Annotated in this window: 16 protein-coding genes; 9 read left to right on the forward strand and 7 right to left on the reverse strand. The window is 42.9% G+C overall.

Annotation, left to right across the window (positions count from 1 at the left end; all coding sequences use genetic code 11):
* Window positions 1-6: 6 nt before the first annotated feature.
* The 3 genes from hemH to htpG all read right to left on the reverse strand — a co-directional run bounded on the left by hemH (window position 7) and on the right by htpG (window position 3,918).
* On the reverse strand, window positions 7-987 hold the full coding sequence (gene hemH / locus JCM16456_RS10995; RefSeq protein WP_082712284.1) for a ferrochelatase: 981 nt from the start codon (window positions 985-987) through the stop codon (window positions 7-9).
* Between the two features lie 92 nt (window positions 988-1,079).
* Window positions 1,080-1,724 (reverse strand): adenylate kinase, encoded by a 645-nt coding sequence (gene adk, locus JCM16456_RS11000; RefSeq protein ID WP_068714284.1) that lies wholly within the window; start codon window positions 1,722-1,724, stop codon window positions 1,080-1,082.
* A gap of 289 nt (window positions 1,725-2,013) precedes the next feature.
* Window positions 2,014-3,918, reverse strand: a complete 1,905-nt coding sequence (gene htpG, locus JCM16456_RS11005; protein ID WP_068714286.1) for a molecular chaperone HtpG — start codon at window positions 3,916-3,918, stop codon at window positions 2,014-2,016.
* Between the two features lie 270 nt (window positions 3,919-4,188).
* Here htpG and JCM16456_RS11010 point away from each other — a divergent pair, with 270 nt between their 5' ends.
* The 4 genes from JCM16456_RS11010 to JCM16456_RS11025 all read left to right on the forward strand — a co-directional run bounded on the left by JCM16456_RS11010 (window position 4,189) and on the right by JCM16456_RS11025 (window position 6,927).
* Window positions 4,189-5,103: a winged helix-turn-helix domain-containing protein gene (locus tag JCM16456_RS11010; protein ID WP_068714288.1), complete on the forward strand. Its 915-nt coding sequence runs from the start codon at window positions 4,189-4,191 to the stop codon at window positions 5,101-5,103.
* An 11-nt stretch (window positions 5,104-5,114) separates the two neighbouring features.
* Window positions 5,115-5,624, forward strand: a complete 510-nt coding sequence (locus tag JCM16456_RS11015; RefSeq protein WP_068714289.1) for a regulatory protein ToxS — start codon at window positions 5,115-5,117, stop codon at window positions 5,622-5,624.
* 56 nt (window positions 5,625-5,680) lie between these two features.
* The gene (locus JCM16456_RS11020) at window positions 5,681-6,439 is read left to right on the forward strand and encodes a sulfite exporter TauE/SafE family protein (protein WP_068714290.1); all 759 of its coding nucleotides are present in this window, start codon (window positions 5,681-5,683) and stop codon (window positions 6,437-6,439) included.
* A gap of 194 nt (window positions 6,440-6,633) precedes the next feature.
* Window positions 6,634-6,927, forward strand: coding sequence for a SelT/SelW/SelH family protein (locus JCM16456_RS11025; RefSeq protein WP_068716042.1), 294 nt, complete (start codon window positions 6,634-6,636; stop codon window positions 6,925-6,927).
* 52 nt (window positions 6,928-6,979) lie between these two features.
* On the opposite strand, the gene yfcE is transcribed toward JCM16456_RS11025, so the two are convergent.
* Window positions 6,980-7,528 carry a phosphodiesterase gene (gene yfcE, locus JCM16456_RS11030; RefSeq protein ID WP_068714292.1) on the reverse strand — a complete coding sequence of 183 codons (549 nt, stop codon included), beginning with the start codon at window positions 7,526-7,528 and terminating at the stop codon, window positions 6,980-6,982.
* A gap of 170 nt (window positions 7,529-7,698) precedes the next feature.
* On the opposite strand from yfcE, the gene JCM16456_RS11035 reads away from it, so the two are divergent.
* The 3 genes from JCM16456_RS11035 to JCM16456_RS11045 all read left to right on the forward strand — a co-directional run bounded on the left by JCM16456_RS11035 (window position 7,699) and on the right by JCM16456_RS11045 (window position 10,622).
* Window positions 7,699-8,613, forward strand: a complete 915-nt coding sequence (locus JCM16456_RS11035) for a TIGR01777 family oxidoreductase (protein ID WP_068714294.1) — start codon at window positions 7,699-7,701, stop codon at window positions 8,611-8,613.
* A 13-nt stretch (window positions 8,614-8,626) separates the two neighbouring features.
* The gene (locus tag JCM16456_RS11040) at window positions 8,627-9,466 is read left to right on the forward strand and encodes an SDR family oxidoreductase (RefSeq protein WP_269450770.1); all 840 of its coding nucleotides are present in this window, start codon (window positions 8,627-8,629) and stop codon (window positions 9,464-9,466) included.
* Between the two features lie 301 nt (window positions 9,467-9,767).
* Window positions 9,768-10,622: a co-chaperone YbbN gene (locus JCM16456_RS11045; RefSeq protein ID WP_068714296.1), complete on the forward strand. Its 855-nt coding sequence runs from the start codon at window positions 9,768-9,770 to the stop codon at window positions 10,620-10,622.
* Window positions 10,623-10,645: 23 nt separating this feature from the next.
* Here JCM16456_RS11045 and cueR read toward each other — a convergent pair whose 3' ends face one another.
* The 3 genes from cueR to zipA all read right to left on the reverse strand — a co-directional run bounded on the left by cueR (window position 10,646) and on the right by zipA (window position 14,140).
* The gene (gene cueR, locus JCM16456_RS11050; protein WP_068716046.1) at window positions 10,646-11,053 is read right to left on the reverse strand and encodes a Cu(I)-responsive transcriptional regulator; all 408 of its coding nucleotides are present in this window, start codon (window positions 11,051-11,053) and stop codon (window positions 10,646-10,648) included.
* A 170-nt stretch (window positions 11,054-11,223) separates the two neighbouring features.
* A complete protein-coding gene (gene ligA, locus JCM16456_RS11055) occupies window positions 11,224-13,248 on the reverse strand; it encodes an NAD-dependent DNA ligase LigA (protein ID WP_068714298.1) in 2,025 nt (674 codons plus the stop codon).
* Window positions 13,249-13,312: 64 nt separating this feature from the next.
* Window positions 13,313-14,140, reverse strand: a complete 828-nt coding sequence (gene zipA, locus JCM16456_RS11060) for a cell division protein ZipA (protein WP_068714300.1) — start codon at window positions 14,138-14,140, stop codon at window positions 13,313-13,315.
* 243 nt (window positions 14,141-14,383) lie between these two features.
* Between zipA and cysZ the strand changes: the two genes are divergently transcribed.
* Together cysZ and cysK are read left to right on the forward strand one after the other, a co-directional pair.
* Window positions 14,384-15,133, forward strand: coding sequence for a sulfate transporter CysZ (gene cysZ, locus JCM16456_RS11065; RefSeq protein ID WP_068714303.1), 750 nt, complete (start codon window positions 14,384-14,386; stop codon window positions 15,131-15,133).
* A gap of 178 nt (window positions 15,134-15,311) precedes the next feature.
* Window positions 15,312-16,277, forward strand: a complete 966-nt coding sequence (gene cysK, locus JCM16456_RS11070; protein WP_068714305.1) for a cysteine synthase A — start codon at window positions 15,312-15,314, stop codon at window positions 16,275-16,277.
* Window positions 16,278-16,478: the final 201 nt, after the last annotated feature.

A 16,478-nucleotide genomic window follows, 5' to 3' on the forward strand; every position in this document is an offset into this window, starting at 1 on the left:
TTAAACCTAGCTGTAAAACTCAACCAATTTGGCCATCATTTCAATGTGTAAATCACTGTCGTTTAAGCACTCAACATAATGAAACGCCTCACCACCAGCTTCGATAAAAATCTCTTTATTTTGCTCTTGCAACTCTTCTAAGGTTTCTAGGCAATCCACAGAAAATGCAGGAGAAATAATATCTAACTTCCTGATGCCTTTTTCTGGCAATGTTTCCATTGTTTTATCGGTATAAGGTTGTAACCATTCTTCACGTCCAAAGCGCGATTGATAGGTCATCATGATTTGCTCCGACGTTAAACCTAGCTCAATCCGTAGCAACTCGGTTGTTCGCTCGCAATGATCGGGATAACAATCTCCATTGTCAGCATAACGCTTTGGAATACCATGATAAGAACAAAGCAAAACATCACCTTGACCATGTTGCTGCCAAGATTGACGAACTTTATCAGCCAATGCTTTTATGTAAGTAGGATGATCGTGATAGTCACGAATAAAAATGAGCTCAGGTAACACAGGTTTGGACTTCATGGCTTTAGCAAGGCCATCAAATACTGCCGCCGTGGTGGTCGCCGAATATTGCGGATAGAGCGAAAGCACGATAATACGCTCCACGCCGCGCGCTTCTAATGCTCGAATACCATTAGCTAAGCTCGGTTCACCATAGGTCATGCCTAACTCAACAGGCAATGCTAATTCCTGCTCGAGCTTGTGCTTCTGGCGTAATGAATACACCATGAGAGGCGAGCCCTCTTCCATCCAGATAGATTGGTACAATTTTGCTACTTTAGGTGAACGTATGGGCAAAATAATCCCGTGCAAAATCGGACACCAAAGTAGACGAGTAAGATCAACCACTCGCTTGTCATGCAAAAACTCTCCTAGAAAGCGCTTTACTGCCTTAGCCGTTGGCGCCTCTGGAGTACCTAAGTTTGCTAGCAACACTCCAACTTTTTTCTCACTTTGCACTTTATTGACCCTTTGCATCGAAAACTTTTTGGTACCTGTATATCCCAAGAAAATATTATAAAAAAAGCGACCTTACGGTCGCTTTTCACTATAGCAAAATTCTACACAAATTAAGCAAGTGCTTTTTCGATATCTGCACTCACTTCTTCAACCGCTTTAGTGCCGTCGAATTTTAAGTATTTAGTTTCGCCAGCGTCTGCCAATTTACCGTAGTACTCGATAAGTGGCGCAGTTTGAGTATGGTAAACATTTAGACGTGCACGTACAGTTTCTTCTTTGTCGTCATCACGAACAACGAGATCTTCACCTGTTACGTCATCTTTTCCTTCCACTTTAGGTGGGTTGTAAACCACGTGGTAAGTACGACCAGAAGCTAGGTGAGCACGACGACCAGCCATACGTTCAACGATAACGTCATCAGCTACATCGAATTCGATAACGTAGTCAACGTCAACACCCATTTCTTTCAAACCATCAGCTTGAGGAATAGTGCGAGGGAAACCATCTAGTAAGAAACCTTTTTCACAATCGTCTTGAGCGATACGTTCTTTGATTAGACCAAGAATAATATCGTCAGAAACAAGCTGACCTGCATCAATAACTGCTTTTGCTTGTTTACCAAGCTCAGTACCCGCTTTGATTGCAGCACGTAGCATGTCACCAGTTGAAATTTGTGGGATACCAAACTTCTGCTGAATGAATTGAGCCTGTGTACCTTTACCTGCACCTGGAGCACCTAAAAGAATGATGCGCATGTTCTATCCTCTTTATTAACTAAATCGTTATACCGAAGCTCACAACGTCTTGTGACATACATGGTAAGTTTCGGTATAAACTAATCTCATTTGTGGCGTGCCAAAATACACGCCTTAGTTTTGACATTCAAGTCGAAGATTCTACCACAACTTTTTCTTGTGCTGACGAAACTTAGACTAAAGATTGCGACGGTTTAGTAGAAAATAACCACCATGTTTACCAAAAAAACCACCAGATCCGCCAAGAAAAAAGCTCGCCAATTGGCGAGCTTTATCTAACTAAAAAGGATTATGCCTTTACCAGCAATTGGTTAACAGCACTTAAGAACTCAGATGGATCTTCCATCGAGCCACGTTCTGCTAACATTGCTTGACCAAATAGCACTTCAACCCAACGACCAAATGCTTCTTCATCAGGCTCATCTGCCATGCGAGTCACCATTGGATGCTCTGGATTGATTTCGAAAATGTACTTCACTTCTGGCGCTTCTTGCCCTGCGGCAGCCAGTAGCTTGGCCATTTGTGTACCCATTTCAAAATCGTCAGTGACCAAAACAGCTGGAGTTGTCGCTAATTTAAATGTAGTACGAACATCTTTAACTCGATCGCCAAGGTAAGTTTTGATTCGTTCAGATACAGATTTAAACTCTTCCTCAACTTCTTTGTGTTTTTCTTTCTCTTGCTCGTCTTCAAATTTGCTCAAATCCAGACCAGCTTTTGTAATCAGTTGGAAAGACTTACCATCAAACTCAGTAAGATAGTTCATCATCCATTCATCGATACGGTCTGAAAGCAGTAATACTTCAATCCCTTTACTACGGAACTGCTCTAGGTGTGGGCTGTTTTTCGCTGCTTTATAGCTATCTGCTGTCAGATAGTAAATCTTATCCTGACCTTCTTTCATGCGTGAGACGTAATCAGCCAGCGATACTTTCTCTTCAGATGTCTCTTCATGAGTTGAAGCAAAGCGCATCAAACCGGCAATTTTCTCTTTGTTAGAAAAGTCTTCTGCAGGACCCTCTTTTAGTACCAAACCAAATTCTTTCCAAAAAGCGAGGTACTTGTCTGCGTCTTTTTTAGCTAAACTTTCCAACATAGTGAGTGCGCGTTTTGTAAGTGCACTACGTAAACTACTGGTGACTTTGTTATCTTGCAGAATCTCACGAGAAACGTTGAGCGGCAGGTCGTTCGAATCAATTAAGCCGCGAACGAAGCGTAGGTAATTTGGCATAAACTGCGCAGCGTCATCCATGATAAACACACGTTGCACATAGAGTTTCAAGCCATGTTTGTGCTCGCGATTAAACATATCCCACGGGGCTTTCGCTGGAATATACAGCAAGCTAGTATAATCGTTTTTCCCTTCTACGCGGTTATGTGACCAAATCAATGAATCAGCGTAATCATGAGTAATGTGCTTGTAGAACTCTTGGTACTCTTCATCGGTGATTTCCGATTTTGAACGGGTCCATAGCGCTTGAGCTTTATTGACCTGTTCCCACTTCTTCTCACCCGTTTCTTTACCTTCGTCATCTTTTTCTGCGACTTCTAGGTAAACAGGAATGCTGATATGGTCAGAATATTTGGAAATCACATCACGTAAACGCCATTCCGATAAGAACTCTTTACCCTCTTCGCGCAGATGTAAGATAATATCCGTTCCGCGGGATTCTTTCTTAATGGTTTCAATGGTATACTCACCTTCACCTTTCGAATACCACTGGACGGCATCTTCGGCTGGTACTCCTGCGGCGCGTGTACGCACAGTGACAGCATCCGCAACGATAAATGCAGAGTAAAAACCAACACCAAATTGCCCAATTAATTGAGAATCTTTGGTTTGATCTTCTGAGAGTTTTGAGAAGAATTCTGCTGTTCCAGACTTCGCGATTGTACCTAAGTTTTCAATCACATCATCTCGGCTCATGCCTATACCATTATCTGAAACAGTAATGGTGTTTGCGTCAGCATCGAATGATAGCTTTACGCCCAAATCGGCGTCGCCTTGATAGAGTTCTGGATTAGACAACGCTTTGAAACGTAGCTTATCCGCTGCATCCGACGCGTTGGAAATAAGTTCACGTAAAAAGATCTCTTTGTTGGAGTACAAAGAGTGAATCATCAAATGAAGTAACTGTTTTACTTCTGATTGAAAACCACGTGTTTCTTTATTCATAGTTGCAGTTTCGCTCATATCCGCTCCGTAACATCTAAACATGTTCATTCCGAACCAGCTCGAAATGAACGCTGAAACTTTGTTAAATAGATGAGGACTGTAAATGTAAAATCAAGGTCAAATGCAATAAAAACGATGTTTTTTGCATTTGTATTGTTTATGCTTAGCTTTGTTTTTATCAAGGAAGATAAAAAATGCTATAGTCTTAACTCGTTCTTAACTCATTGACATGGAAAATACCTTCTCGGTAAAAGTCAAAAAATCTAATACTTATAAAAGAAGATATCGATGAGTAACATTGGTCCAAAGTTTATTCTTGATGATAGATTCACCTTTGATCCCACAAGTAACTCATTAGTTGATAAAGAAGCTGACGATGAGATTGTTCGCCTAGGAAGCAATGAAAGTCGTATTTTACTAATGCTGTCACAACGACCAAATGAAGTTGTCACTCGTAACGAGCTGCATGATTTTGTCTGGCGGGAACAAGGTTTTGAAGTAGATGACTCTAGTCTTACACAGGCTATTTCGACTCTTCGGAAGAATCTAAAAGACTCAACTAAGTCACCGCAGTTTGTAAAAACTGTGCCTAAACGCGGTTATCAGTTGATTTGTAATGTGTATTCTATCAATGAACCATTAGATTTCGAGCCTCCTACACAGGTATCCCAACCAGAAAAGGGCTCGCTAGCTAGTGAACTTACCGCAGAACAACCAGAGTTAAACGCTGGTAACGAAACTAACGATAAAGTGATAGAACATACCGAATTTGTTAAACATTCAGAATCGGTAAGTGTACAAAATGATGATGAAGTAACGGCAAAAAATCAAAAAAGTTCTAAATCGACTGATTTTGTAACAAAAATGTTGCTTTTGCTGGCCATCTTAATGCCAATCTTTGTTTTGACATGGATGAGCCCTACTCCTTCTAAATTTATTCATTTGGCCAGCTATAACGGTATAGAAGTGAATGCACCACTAAATCAACCTGAATTGACTTCGTGGTTACCCTCGATCAAGCAGTGTATTGAGGCCTATAGCGTTCGTCATACCGGTGAATATAAAGCGACACAAGTCATAGCAACAGGTGGTCAGGACAACGTCTTAGTGCTGAACTACGTTAGCCAGCCACTGCACTCTGTCGGTAATTTCACAGTACGAATTTTCGGAAATCAAAGTGATTTATCGAATCTTTGCCGGTAATGGGAAGAAAAATGACAAAAAAAATTGCTACGATTATCTTTCTAATATCATTGATTTTTTCTGCCTGGTTATACCTCGACAGTGATTTAAAAGTCGAACAACTCCTCTCATCTAGAGAGTGGCAATCACGTATCGTCACCAAATTAGAAAGAGATCGTTCCGTTGGACCACTAACTCGTGTCGATGTGTCATCTAACATGAAATACTTGCCTAACGGCAACTATATCCGTGTTTCAGTTATGAGGTTATTCGCTCAAGAGGCTAAAGAGCCTGATAGTGTGATTAATATTTCAGAAACTGGGGATTGGGACGTTAGTGACAACTACCTTCTAGTGACACCAAAACAATTTAAAGACGTTTCTAATAGCAAGAGCAGTGATTTTACTCCTGAACAACTCAAGCTAATCACTCAGTTTTTTAAATTGGATGCAGAGCAAAGCCGTCGCATTGATATTGTAAATGACAAGACGTTATTGCTAACAAGCTTAAGCCACGGCTCTCAAGTGCTGTTTAGTAACTAGTTAAAAATAACAAAGGACTCAATAAGGGCAGCATCGCTGCCCTTTCTATTTATATTATGGATATAATCAATTCATTAGGGCTATTTCTAGGCTCATATATATCAAACACTTTAGCCGCATTGTCAGGTGGCGGAGCAGGACTATTACAATTTCCTCTCCTCATCTTTTTAGGCCTGCCTTTTTCTCAAGCCCTTGCAACCCATAAAGTGGCAAGTGTTGCCTTAGGATTAGGCGCCGCATTTACCCACATTCGTCATCGCAACATTCCATGGAAGATGGCCTCTTACGTCACTTTAGTGGGCTTAATCGGTGTTGTGGTAGGGGCAAATATTGTTGTGTATATTCCTGAGCAAGCAGCCAAAATGATGTTGGGTGCCATGATTCTCAGCTTGGGTATTTACTCACGTTTTAAGAAATCACTCGGGCAAGAAGAAAAACCGATTCGTCGCGATGCAAAAGGGATGTTATTGGGTGCCCCACTACTGATTTTTATTGGTATCATCAATGGCTCTCTCGCTGCTGGTTCCGGGCTTCTAGTTACACTCTATGTAGTACGTTGGTTTGGCTATAGCTATAAACAGTCTATCGCTATCACCATGTTTTGCGTTGGCTTTATCTGGAATGGTGTAGGCGGTCTCGCCGTCGCTCAAGCTGGCGCTCCTATCTACTGGCCATGGTTACCTATTTTGCTGCTAGGTTCTTTTGTTGGTGGCAGTAGCGGAGCTTATCTTGCCAATCGTTACAGTAACCGAGTAATTAAAATCATTTTTGAAGTGATCACCGTAGTCGTTGGGATCAAACTATTAGTAGGCTAAATAACTGTTCCTAATTATGCTCCAGTGTGATTCAACAGGCGGGTGCTGATAAGCAGACCCTCTTTGCCAAGGATGGCAAAGAGGAGCCCCATGGATGGGTTTATGCGAGTCTGCGTTCAGCATTTGCCTAAATGACCTACATTTAGGAACAGTGATTTAGAGATTGTAGTAGGTTATAGATTAACGGGATAATGATGAAAAAAGCGAGCATTGATATCTATTACTGCCGTCAATGTAACTGGATGCTTCGTGCCAGTTGGATGGCTCAAGAACTGCTTCATACTTTTAGTGAAGAATTGGAAACTGTCGCCTTACATCCTGATACGGGCGGCCATTTTGAAATTTTATGCAATGGTAAAACCATTTGGGAGCGTAAAGCAGATGGTGGGTTTCCTGAAGCGAAAGAGCTTAAACAACGCGTGAGAGATGAAATTGATCCTGAGCGTGACTTAGGCCATGCCGATCGTGTCTTGCCATCTGAGCAATAACGTTGGCAACGTGAGATGAGGATTCATCTTTAATGCTGAACCCTCATTCTTATTAGGCAAGGCAAGTGGCTACTAATGTTTCACCATCAAACGTGATGACTGATAGCTTATCGTTTTCCAATAATCCGTAGCTGGCTGGTAAACCATTTCTGGGAAAGGTGACAGAGCCTGGATTAAAAATAATGGTTTGATCAATTTTTTCTGCAACAGGGACATGTGTGTGTCCATGCGCAATCACATCATTTTCTCTTAATGGTGGTTGCTTATTTTGATTATAAAGATGCCCATGGGTCAAAAACAGACGCTGACCACTTTCTAGTAGTACCCAAGCATAATCGCTCATCATAGGGAAATTGAGCAGCATCTGATCCACTTCACTGTCACAATTACCCCGTACTGCAATAATTTTATCGGCTTGCTGATTGAGTAAACTCGCAACTTCGGGAGGATTATACCCTTCTGGAATAGGGTTACGTGGTCCGTGATTAAGCAAGTCACCGAGCAATACTAGACTTTGTGCGCCAGATTGAGCAAACAATGCCAAAGTACGCTGTGTAGCAGGTAAGGATCCATGAAGATCCGATGCAAAAAACAATTTCATAAACTACCTCTCTAATGCGCATTCATTGTACGTAATTTTAAATGGAACGCCACCCACACTATTCACTTCGCAGGATGCAACAACTAGCGTATGATCGGCGCTAACAATCTATATTTTCTTCTTAAACATCACTCACTTTTCCGGCAGATGGGCAGCGGCAGGGAGGCACAATGAAAATTTTGATTACCGGTGGTACAGGCCTCATTGGCAAAGAATTAGCCAAGTTGATCATGACACATGAATTGGTTGTACTTACTCGTAATCCTTATCGGGCTAGACAGCAACTGTCTTATATTAACCATGATAAGCTCAAGTTTATTCAAACACTTGATGGTCTCAACGACCTCAATAGTTACGATGCCGTGATCAATCTCGCGGGAGAACCTATTGCCGATAAGCGCTGGACCAAAAAGCAGAAACAAGTCATTTGTGACAGTCGTTGGACAATTACCCAAAAACTCACCAACCTAATCAAACAAAGCCAAACGCCTCCTAAAGTGTTTATTAGCGGCTCAGCAGTCGGCTACTATGGCAACCATTCAGTGGGGACGTTTAATGAACTTAACGACCTGCATAACGACCGTTTCTCGCACTATGTCTGCGCCAATTGGGAAAAGATTGCCTTGAGTGCGCAAAGCGAAAATACTCGAGTCGTGATATTACGCACCGGCGTCGTACTGTCCACTCATGGCGGCGCTTTAACAAAAATGCTTCTGCCCTATAAGTTAGGCTTGGGAGGCACTATTGGTAACGGAAAGCAATATTTACCGTGGATCCATATGGTCGATATGGTTCGAGCGATTGTCTATTTACTTGAAAGCCCACAAGCGCATGGAGCATTCAACTTAACCGCCCCCCATCCCACGACCAATAAAGAATTTAGCCGCACTCTAGCCCGCTGTTTGAGCCGCCCACATTTACTATTCACCCCTAAATGGCTCATTAAATTGCTCATGGGAGAGTCATCAGAATTGTTGCTCGACAGTCTGGGAGCCAAACCTAAACGTTTACACGATCTTGGGTTTCAATTTCATTTCACGCGCATTGAACCCGCTTTGCGTAATTTGCTGCATCTAAACCATTAAAGCGAGGTATACGGTGAAAACTTCCCCAACGCTTTCAATTTTGATTACTGGCTGTTCAAGTGGCATTGGCTACATGGCCGCTCATGCTCTTAAAAAACGTGGTCATGAGGTGGTAGCCTCTTGCCGTCATGCTGACGATGTGAAGCGCCTTACCGAAGAGGGGCTGACTTGTATCATGCTTGATTTGGCTGATGAGGCGAGCATTGATCATGGTGTAAAGCAAGCGCTTGAACTCACGGAAAATAGGCTCAACGCACTATTTAACAATGGAGCATACGGTCTTCCAGGAGCATTGGAGGATCTTTCTACTCAAGGATTGCGGGAGCAATTTAATACCAATTTTTTTGGTTGGCATCATCTTACTACCCAGTTGATTCCTCACTTTCGTCAACAAAATTATGCGCGCATTGTGCAAAATAGCTCCGTGCTTGGGTTTGCCGCTATGAAATATCGCGGTGCCTACAACAGCTCCAAGTTTGCTATTGAAGGATGGACAGATACTTTACGACTCGAACTCGCCGATACTCACATTCGGGTTAGCCTTATTGAACCCGGTGCGATAGAAACCCAATTTAGAAACAATGCACTAGCTGCATTTCGTCACTGGATTGATATTGAACACAGCGTTCATCAGCAAGAATATCAAAGCCAGATTGATCGATTGTCCCGCACTCAATCACGCAATAAGTATGCTCTGCCAGCAGAAAGTTGTTTACCGCCACTGATTCATGCGCTCGAATCTGACAACCCCAAATTGAGATATCGCATCACCAAACCAACCAAAATTATTGCCATTCTCAAACGGCTATTGCCCGGGAAGGTCATAGATAAAATTTTATTAAAATCCTCATAAACGACAAAATTGTCATTAATTGGTCATAATTTACTCTCATAATAGATCCTGTTTACTAATCTAATTGATCTTTCAGAGAGCCGTTATGACCCTAAATCAGTGGAACTGGCTTGGTGTTATGGTCGTGGTTGTACTGTTCCTCACTTTTTAATACCAGTCGTCACAATGAACGATCCCTTTCCAAGGCCTATTTTTTCAAGGCCAACGGGAAGGGATGTTTATTTTCTTGCATCAGCCATCTTGAAAAATGACTAACTTTGCCCCATTTTAGGAAAAAAGTGCGACGTTATAAGGATTTGCTATGCAATCACCATACATTATCGATGTGAGCCAAACGAATTTTCATCAAGTGTTAGAGAGCTCAGCTCAAACACCTATTCTTTTCTATTTTTGGGCTCCGATGAGTGAAGAAAGCACTCAGTTATTGCCTCAAATTCAACAACTAGCGCAAAATTACGATGGTGCATTCACCTTAGCAACATTGAACTGTCAACAAGAGCAAGCTATAGCCAGTCAGTTTGGCATCCAAGCATTACCTACTATTGCCATGTTTATCAATGGTCAGCCAGTCGATGGTTTGGGTGGTCCACAACCCATTGCTGCCATCGAAACGATGTTGGCTCGTCACCTCCCAAGCCAAGAAGAGCGAGATGTCAGCAAAGCAATGCAATTGGTTCAAGCACAGCAACACGGCGCTGCACTGGCTTTGCTTCAACCTTTGTCTGATGAATGGAAAAAACAAGGTGATGTGAAATTGGCTCTTGCTGATTGTTACCTAGCCACTCAACAATTTGATTTAGCAGCTGAGTTACTTAACCACATCCCATTGGAATATCAAGACAACTACTACAAAAGCCTCTGTTCAAAGTTGGAACTGCATCAACAAGCCTCTAACAGTCCTGAACTGCAAGCGTTAGAACAGGCCTATCAAGCAGCACCGAAAGATGCGACATTGGCAAATGAATTGGCGACCTCTTACCATGAAGTGTCGCGAGACGAAGAGGCTCTTGAGCTACTGTGGTCATTTTTGAAAAAAGACCTTAACACCCTTGATGGTGAAATGAAAAAAACGTTTATGGATATTCTCAATGCGCTCGGTCAAGGTAACAGCCTAGCCAGCAAATATCGTCGCCAACTATACTCGCTCCTCTACTAACCACAGGTTGGTAAACTAATCGCTTAGTTTGAACAATGACAGCAGTGCCCTTTGAGATCTTCGATGATTGGGCACTCGCTATTTTCATCGCCAGGGCATTCGTTTACCCATTCTTGCAGTTGTTGCTGCACTAACCGTAACTCATTGAGTTTTTTGGTCACCTGCTCTAACTTCAATTGTGCTTGTTGCTTCACCGCTTTACTCTGTCGAGTTGGATCGTTAGCAAGCATCAACATCGCCTTACATTCATCCAAACTGAAGCCTACTCGTTTACAACGCGCGATAAGCAATAAATCATCGATATGATGTTGTTGATAGGTCCGGTAACCGTTATCCGCGCGCACGGGCGCTGCAATCAAACCTTTTTCTTCGTAAAGACGAATCGACTTAGCGGTAAGTCCTGTTTTTTCTGCTACCTCACTAATATTCATCATCGATAGACCCCTTTTCTTAAACGGTATTGGTATATATCCAAGTAACCTCAAGATGCTATTTCAGCAAATACAACTCGCCCTTTGAGAGCTCATTTGGGTATAAACTACCACAAAGAAAAAAGCCCTGACCAGAGTCAGGGCATTGTTGTTACTCATTTTCAATCGGTTTACGCCAAGGGGCTGAGTAAGTCCAGCAGATCTTGTTCAGTACGAACTTCAACGCCTAGCTCTTGTGCTTTTACCAATTTTGAGCCTGCAGCTTCACCGGCAAAAACGATATCGGTATTTTTCGATACGCTACCCGCCACTTTAGCGCCCAGCGCTTGCAGCGCGGCTTTAGCATCGTTACGTGATAACTGAGTCAAACTCCCCGTTAGTACGACGGTTTTGCCAGACAATGGCTGTGCGGCTGCGTCAGCATCGCTTTTGGCCGCCAAATCCGGCCAATGCATGCCGAGATCTCGTAAACGAGTGATGACCTGCTGATTACGTTCTTGGTCGAAAAAGGCCTTCACATGATTCGCAACAATAGCACCGACATCTTGCACCTCTATCAATTGCTCTACCGATGCTTGCATAATCGCTTCTAACGTAAGGAAATGCTGCGCTAAGTTAAGCGCTGTTGCTTCCCCTACTTCGCGAATACCGAGTGAGTATAAGAATCGAGGTAAAGTTGTCTCTTTTGCTTTGGTCAACGCATTAACAACATTTTGCGCCGACTTAGGGCCCATACGTTCTAATATCGTCAACTGACCTGCGCTCAGCGTGAATAAATCCGCTGGCGTCGCCACTAATTCCTTATCCACTAGCTGCTCAATGACTTTTTCGCCCAAACCATCAACATCAAGAGCTTTACGCGAAACAAAGTGCTTAAGTGCTTCTTTACGTTGTGCAGGACAAACCAAACCACCACTACAACGAGCAACGGCCTCTCCTTCAACACGTTCTACTTCAGAACCACACACAGGACAATGGGTTGGGAACAGGATTGGATGAGAGTCTTCGGGACGCAACTCTTTAACAACAGAGACAATCTGAGGGATAACATCACCTGCGCGACGAATGATCACGGTATCGCCTACTTCAACACCAAGTCGTTCAATTTCATCGGCATTGTGTAGCGTTGCATTACTCACGGTAACACCACCAACAAAAACAGGAGCTAACTTAGCCACCGGTGTAATGGCACCAGTTCGACCTACTTGGAACTCAACATCATTCAGACGGGTCATCTCTTCTTGAGCAGGGAACTTATAAGCAATTGCCCAACGCGGAGCTCGAGCAACAAAACCTAACTCTTCTTGAATTGCGATATCATCAAGTTTGATCACCACACCATCAATCTCATAAGGTAGTTCAGGACGGCGTGTCATAATGTCTTGATAATAGGCTTTAACGGCTTCAACACTATCCACCAGCTTAACTTCGGGACTCATAGGTAAGCCCCAGCCTTTAAGCTGGATAAAACGTTCATAGTGACTATCCACTAAAGAACCACCTTCAATGACACCAACACTGTAGGCGTAGAAGGCTAAAGGTCGTTTAGCAGTAATACGTGAATCTAACTGACGTAGGCTACCCGCCGCAGCATTACGCGGGTTAACAAAGGTTTTTTCGCCTTTTTTGATCGCATTTTGGTTCAAGCGATCAAAGCCCGCTTTAGGCATGAAGACTTCGCCACGCACTTCAATACGTGTTGGCCAACCTTCCCCACTAAGATGTAAAGGGATCGATTTAATGGTGCGAACGTTTTCTGTGATATTTTCACCAGTCGCACCATCGCCACGTGTTGCAGCTCGAACTAACACACCATTTTCGTATAATAGACTTACGGCAAGCCCGTCAAGTTTAGGCTCACAACAGATACGAGCCGATGTTGCCGCAGGAACGCGATCGCCCATACGTCGGAAAAAGGCATCAAGTTCTTCATCATCAAACACGTTATCAAGCGATAGCATTGGAATGTCATGAGCAACCGATTCAAATCCATCCAGCGGCGCACCACCAACACGTTGGCTTGGCGAGTCGGATGTTACCAACTCTGGATGTTGTTCTTCCAACGTCAGTAACTCACGCATAAGACGGTCGTACTCTGCATCCGGAATGGTTGGATCATCTTCCACGTAATAACGGACTGCATGATAATTAAGGGTTTCGCGTAATTCTTTGAGTCTGTGCTCGACATTCTGCATCGTTATTATTCTCTTGCATGATGAAAAAAGGCCCCGCCCGGAGCCTTTGCATTATATTTTCTAATTAAGCGTTGGCTTTGCGGGCCTTGTAATCTCTTATCTGGTGGCGGTACTCAGCAAGGCGATCTGGTGTCATTAAGTTACGACCATCATCTAGCACATTTCCCCCCATGTCATCCGCAATTTGTTGTGCGGTTTTGAGCATCAGTTTAAAGTTTTGCTCAGCATCACCAAAGCAAGGCAATGTCATGAAGAAAGAGATACCTTTAGTTGTAAAGCTGTCTGGGTCATCATGTTCTAGTGTGCCTGGTTGCATCATATTGGCGACACTGAACAGTACTTTACCCGTCCCAGAAAGATCAGCATGGCGGTGAAAAATATGCATTTCACCGTAGAGCAAACCATTTTGCTGCATGCTATCAAATAATTTTGTCCCCACAAAAGGCTCATTACCCGAACAATGGACATTCAGAACCAGTACCTCCAGCTCTTCTTCTCCAGGTTCTTCAACTTGGGGTTCTGTTATTTCTGCAACAGAAACATCATCTTCTTCTACCGCAGAGTTATCTGTTTCTTTTGTCTTCGCGTAAGGATTATCAATAGAAACACTTACTTCCTCAACATCCGGCTCGGCCGATGAAAATGATCCGATTAAAGGGTCAACGGGATCGGCTTCTACATCACCAAAATTGGGTTCTTTACGCATTGATGTAGGCTCTGCGTCTTGTTTACCTAAAGATACATCTTCCTCTTGGTCAACATCGATTTTTTGCAGAGGTCTCTCTCCAAACTTGGATTTTCCTTCCTTCTTAGAGGTCCAAAGACCATGAAATAGTAAAGCGGCTATCGCTAGCCCGCCAACAATAATGAGTACGAATCGCAATTCCTGCATCTTAAACTCTCAGTTTCTCTACTTTTGATGTTCTGAGTTTATGTCGATAAATAGAACGTTGTTGACCAAGTAGGTTTGTCAGTTCATCTCGTTACTTTACCAAAACTCTTACCCTGTTTTGAACAACTTAATGTAAGAACTTCCAACCTTGCTGTAATTTTTACCCAGCTTTTATGACGGTATCGCTCAGATACAATACAATGACAGCTGAAAATTGTTTAACACCGACTCGGAACAAAATTAATGCAACCAAAACAACGCTCTGGCTTTGGCTACTTTTTTTACGGACTCGAACTGGCGTTTTCACCAGGTATTCGCCGCTTTGTGCTTTTGCCACTACTGGCCAATATTTTGCTAGTAGGTGGTTCTCTTTACTTCCTTTTTCAACACTTAGGTGGCTGGATTGATCAATGGATGACTCACCTACCCGATTTCCTATCGTGGTTAAGTTATGTCATTTGGCCGTTACTTGTTATTACAATATTAGCGACGTTTTCTTATTTTTTTAGTACGTTAGCCAATTTTATTGCAGCACCGTTTAATGGTTTGTTGGCAGAAAAGGTGGAAGAGAAGCTTACGGGCCAAAAAATAAACGACGACGGCATTCTTGATGTCGTAAAAGACGTGCCACGAGTTCTGAGCCGAGAATGGCGCAAACTAATGTATATGCTCCCGAAAGCATTAGGTCTGTTTATTTTGTTATTAATTCCTGCACTAGGGCAAACCATAGGTCCCATTGCTTGGTTTATCTTCACTGCTTGGACACTAGCAATCCAATACTGCGATTATCCTTTCGATAACCACAAAATTGATTTTCACTCTATGCGTATGAGCTTGAAACAAAAACAATCAAAAGCCTATGGGTTTGGTGTGGTGGTATCCGTATTGACCACAATCCCAATAGTCAATTTGTTTGTGGTTCCTATCGCAGTGTGTGGCGCGACAGCCATGTGGGTCGCCGAATATCGCGATGAGTTTAAGAACCGTAGCTAACTCATTATAGGTGGGAGCCTTTTAGTACGATAGATAACAATACAGAATGTAATAAGAGACTATATCTTATAACTTTTTAGTCCTTTTACCTGACTAGTGAAGTGAATATGCTTCTTAGCATATTCACTTCGATACAATGTTATCGACACGATCCCGTGCGAAATGAAGGAACATCACAATGAGCAAAATCTACGAAGACAACTCCCTAACTATTGGTAATACACCACTCGTTCGTCTTAACAAAGTCAGCAAAGGCAACGTACTGGTCAAAGTAGAATCTCGTAACCCAAGCTTTAGCGTTAAATGTCGTATTGGCGCAAACATGATTTGGGACGCAGAGAAAAAAGGTTCACTAAAAGCAGGTGTTGAACTTGTAGAACCAACCAGTGGTAATACTGGTATTGCTCTTGCTTTCGTTGCTGCAGCGCGTGGATATCAATTGACTCTAACTATGCCTGAGTCAATGAGCCTTGAACGCCGTAAACTGCTTAAAGCTCTAGGGGCAAACCTCGTGCTTACTCCAGCAGCAGCTGGTATGAAAGGTGCTATCAACAAAGCTGAAGAAATTGTTGCTAGTGACCCTGCTAAATATCTGATGCTACAACAATTTAACAACCCTGCTAACCCAGAAATCCACGAAAAAACTACAGGTCCTGAAATTTGGGATGCAACTGATGGTCAAGTGGACGTATTCGTTGCTGGTGTGGGCACAGGTGGTACTCTAACCGGGACTTCTCGTTTCCTTAAAGCACAAGGTAAACAGATCACCTCAGTCGCAGTAGAACCCGCTGAATCTCCTGTTATTACTCAAGCGCTCGCTGGCGAAGAGATCAAACCTGGACCACACAAAATCCAAGGTATCGGTGCGGGTTTCATTCCTGGAAACTTAGATTTAGAACTGATCGATCGCGTAGAAACTATCCCTTCAGATGATGCAATTGCCATGGCTCGCCGCCTAATGGAAGAAGAAGGTATCCTTGCTGGTATTTCTTCTGGTGCAGCAGTTATCGCCGCTAACCGTCTTGCGGAACTACCTGAATATAAAGATAAAACTATCGTTGCCATTCTACCAAGCTCTGGTGAACGTTATCTTTCAACTGCATTGTTTGCTGGTTTTTTCACTGAGAAAGAGAACGAACAGTAAATACGTAGCCAAATCAAATTTTCTTGTAAAAAAGCCCCTTGCCGGGGCTTTTTTGTTGATTCTAGCTCGCCCTTTGGTAATATCGGGCTGTTTTATTTTTCGCTTCAAAATAAAGAAGTGACCAAGTTTGTACTACGAACGCTTGAGAACGTCATAGTTCCAGCGGTCGCGAAAATGAATCAGAAAAGCTTTTGATGGCTT

Source organism: Vibrio tritonius (genome assembly GCF_001547935.1).
Lineage (GTDB): Bacteria > Pseudomonadota > Gammaproteobacteria > Enterobacterales > Vibrionaceae > Vibrio > Vibrio tritonius.

Bases quoted from the DNA above. Each gene is read 5' to 3' on its own strand.
- hemH (WP_082712284.1), bottom strand. From the start codon at position 987: ATGCAAAGGGTCAATAAAGTGCAAAGTGAGAAAAAAGTTGGAGTGTTG.
- adk (WP_068714284.1), bottom strand. From the start codon at position 1,724: ATGCGCATCATTCTTTTAGGTGCTCCAGGTGCAGGTAAAGGTACACAG.
- htpG (WP_068714286.1), bottom strand. From the start codon at position 3,918: ATGAGCGAAACTGCAACTATGAATAAAGAAACACGTGGTTTTCAATCA.
- JCM16456_RS11010 (WP_068714288.1), top strand. From the start codon at position 4,189: ATGAGTAACATTGGTCCAAAGTTTATTCTTGATGATAGATTCACCTTT.
- JCM16456_RS11015 (WP_068714289.1), top strand. From the start codon at position 5,115: ATGACAAAAAAAATTGCTACGATTATCTTTCTAATATCATTGATTTTT.
- JCM16456_RS11020 (WP_068714290.1), top strand. From the start codon at position 5,681: ATGGATATAATCAATTCATTAGGGCTATTTCTAGGCTCATATATATCA.
- JCM16456_RS11025 (WP_068716042.1), top strand. From the start codon at position 6,634: ATGAAAAAAGCGAGCATTGATATCTATTACTGCCGTCAATGTAACTGG.
- yfcE (WP_068714292.1), bottom strand. From the start codon at position 7,528: ATGAAATTGTTTTTTGCATCGGATCTTCATGGATCCTTACCTGCTACA.
- JCM16456_RS11035 (WP_068714294.1), top strand. From the start codon at position 7,699: ATGAAAATTTTGATTACCGGTGGTACAGGCCTCATTGGCAAAGAATTA.
- JCM16456_RS11045 (WP_068714296.1), top strand. From the start codon at position 9,768: ATGCAATCACCATACATTATCGATGTGAGCCAAACGAATTTTCATCAA.
- cueR (WP_068716046.1), bottom strand. From the start codon at position 11,053: ATGAATATTAGTGAGGTAGCAGAAAAAACAGGACTTACCGCTAAGTCG.
- ligA (WP_068714298.1), bottom strand. From the start codon at position 13,248: ATGCAGAATGTCGAGCACAGACTCAAAGAATTACGCGAAACCCTTAAT.
- zipA (WP_068714300.1), bottom strand. From the start codon at position 14,140: ATGCAGGAATTGCGATTCGTACTCATTATTGTTGGCGGGCTAGCGATA.
- cysZ (WP_068714303.1), top strand. From the start codon at position 14,384: ATGCAACCAAAACAACGCTCTGGCTTTGGCTACTTTTTTTACGGACTC.
- cysK (WP_068714305.1), top strand. From the start codon at position 15,312: ATGAGCAAAATCTACGAAGACAACTCCCTAACTATTGGTAATACACCA.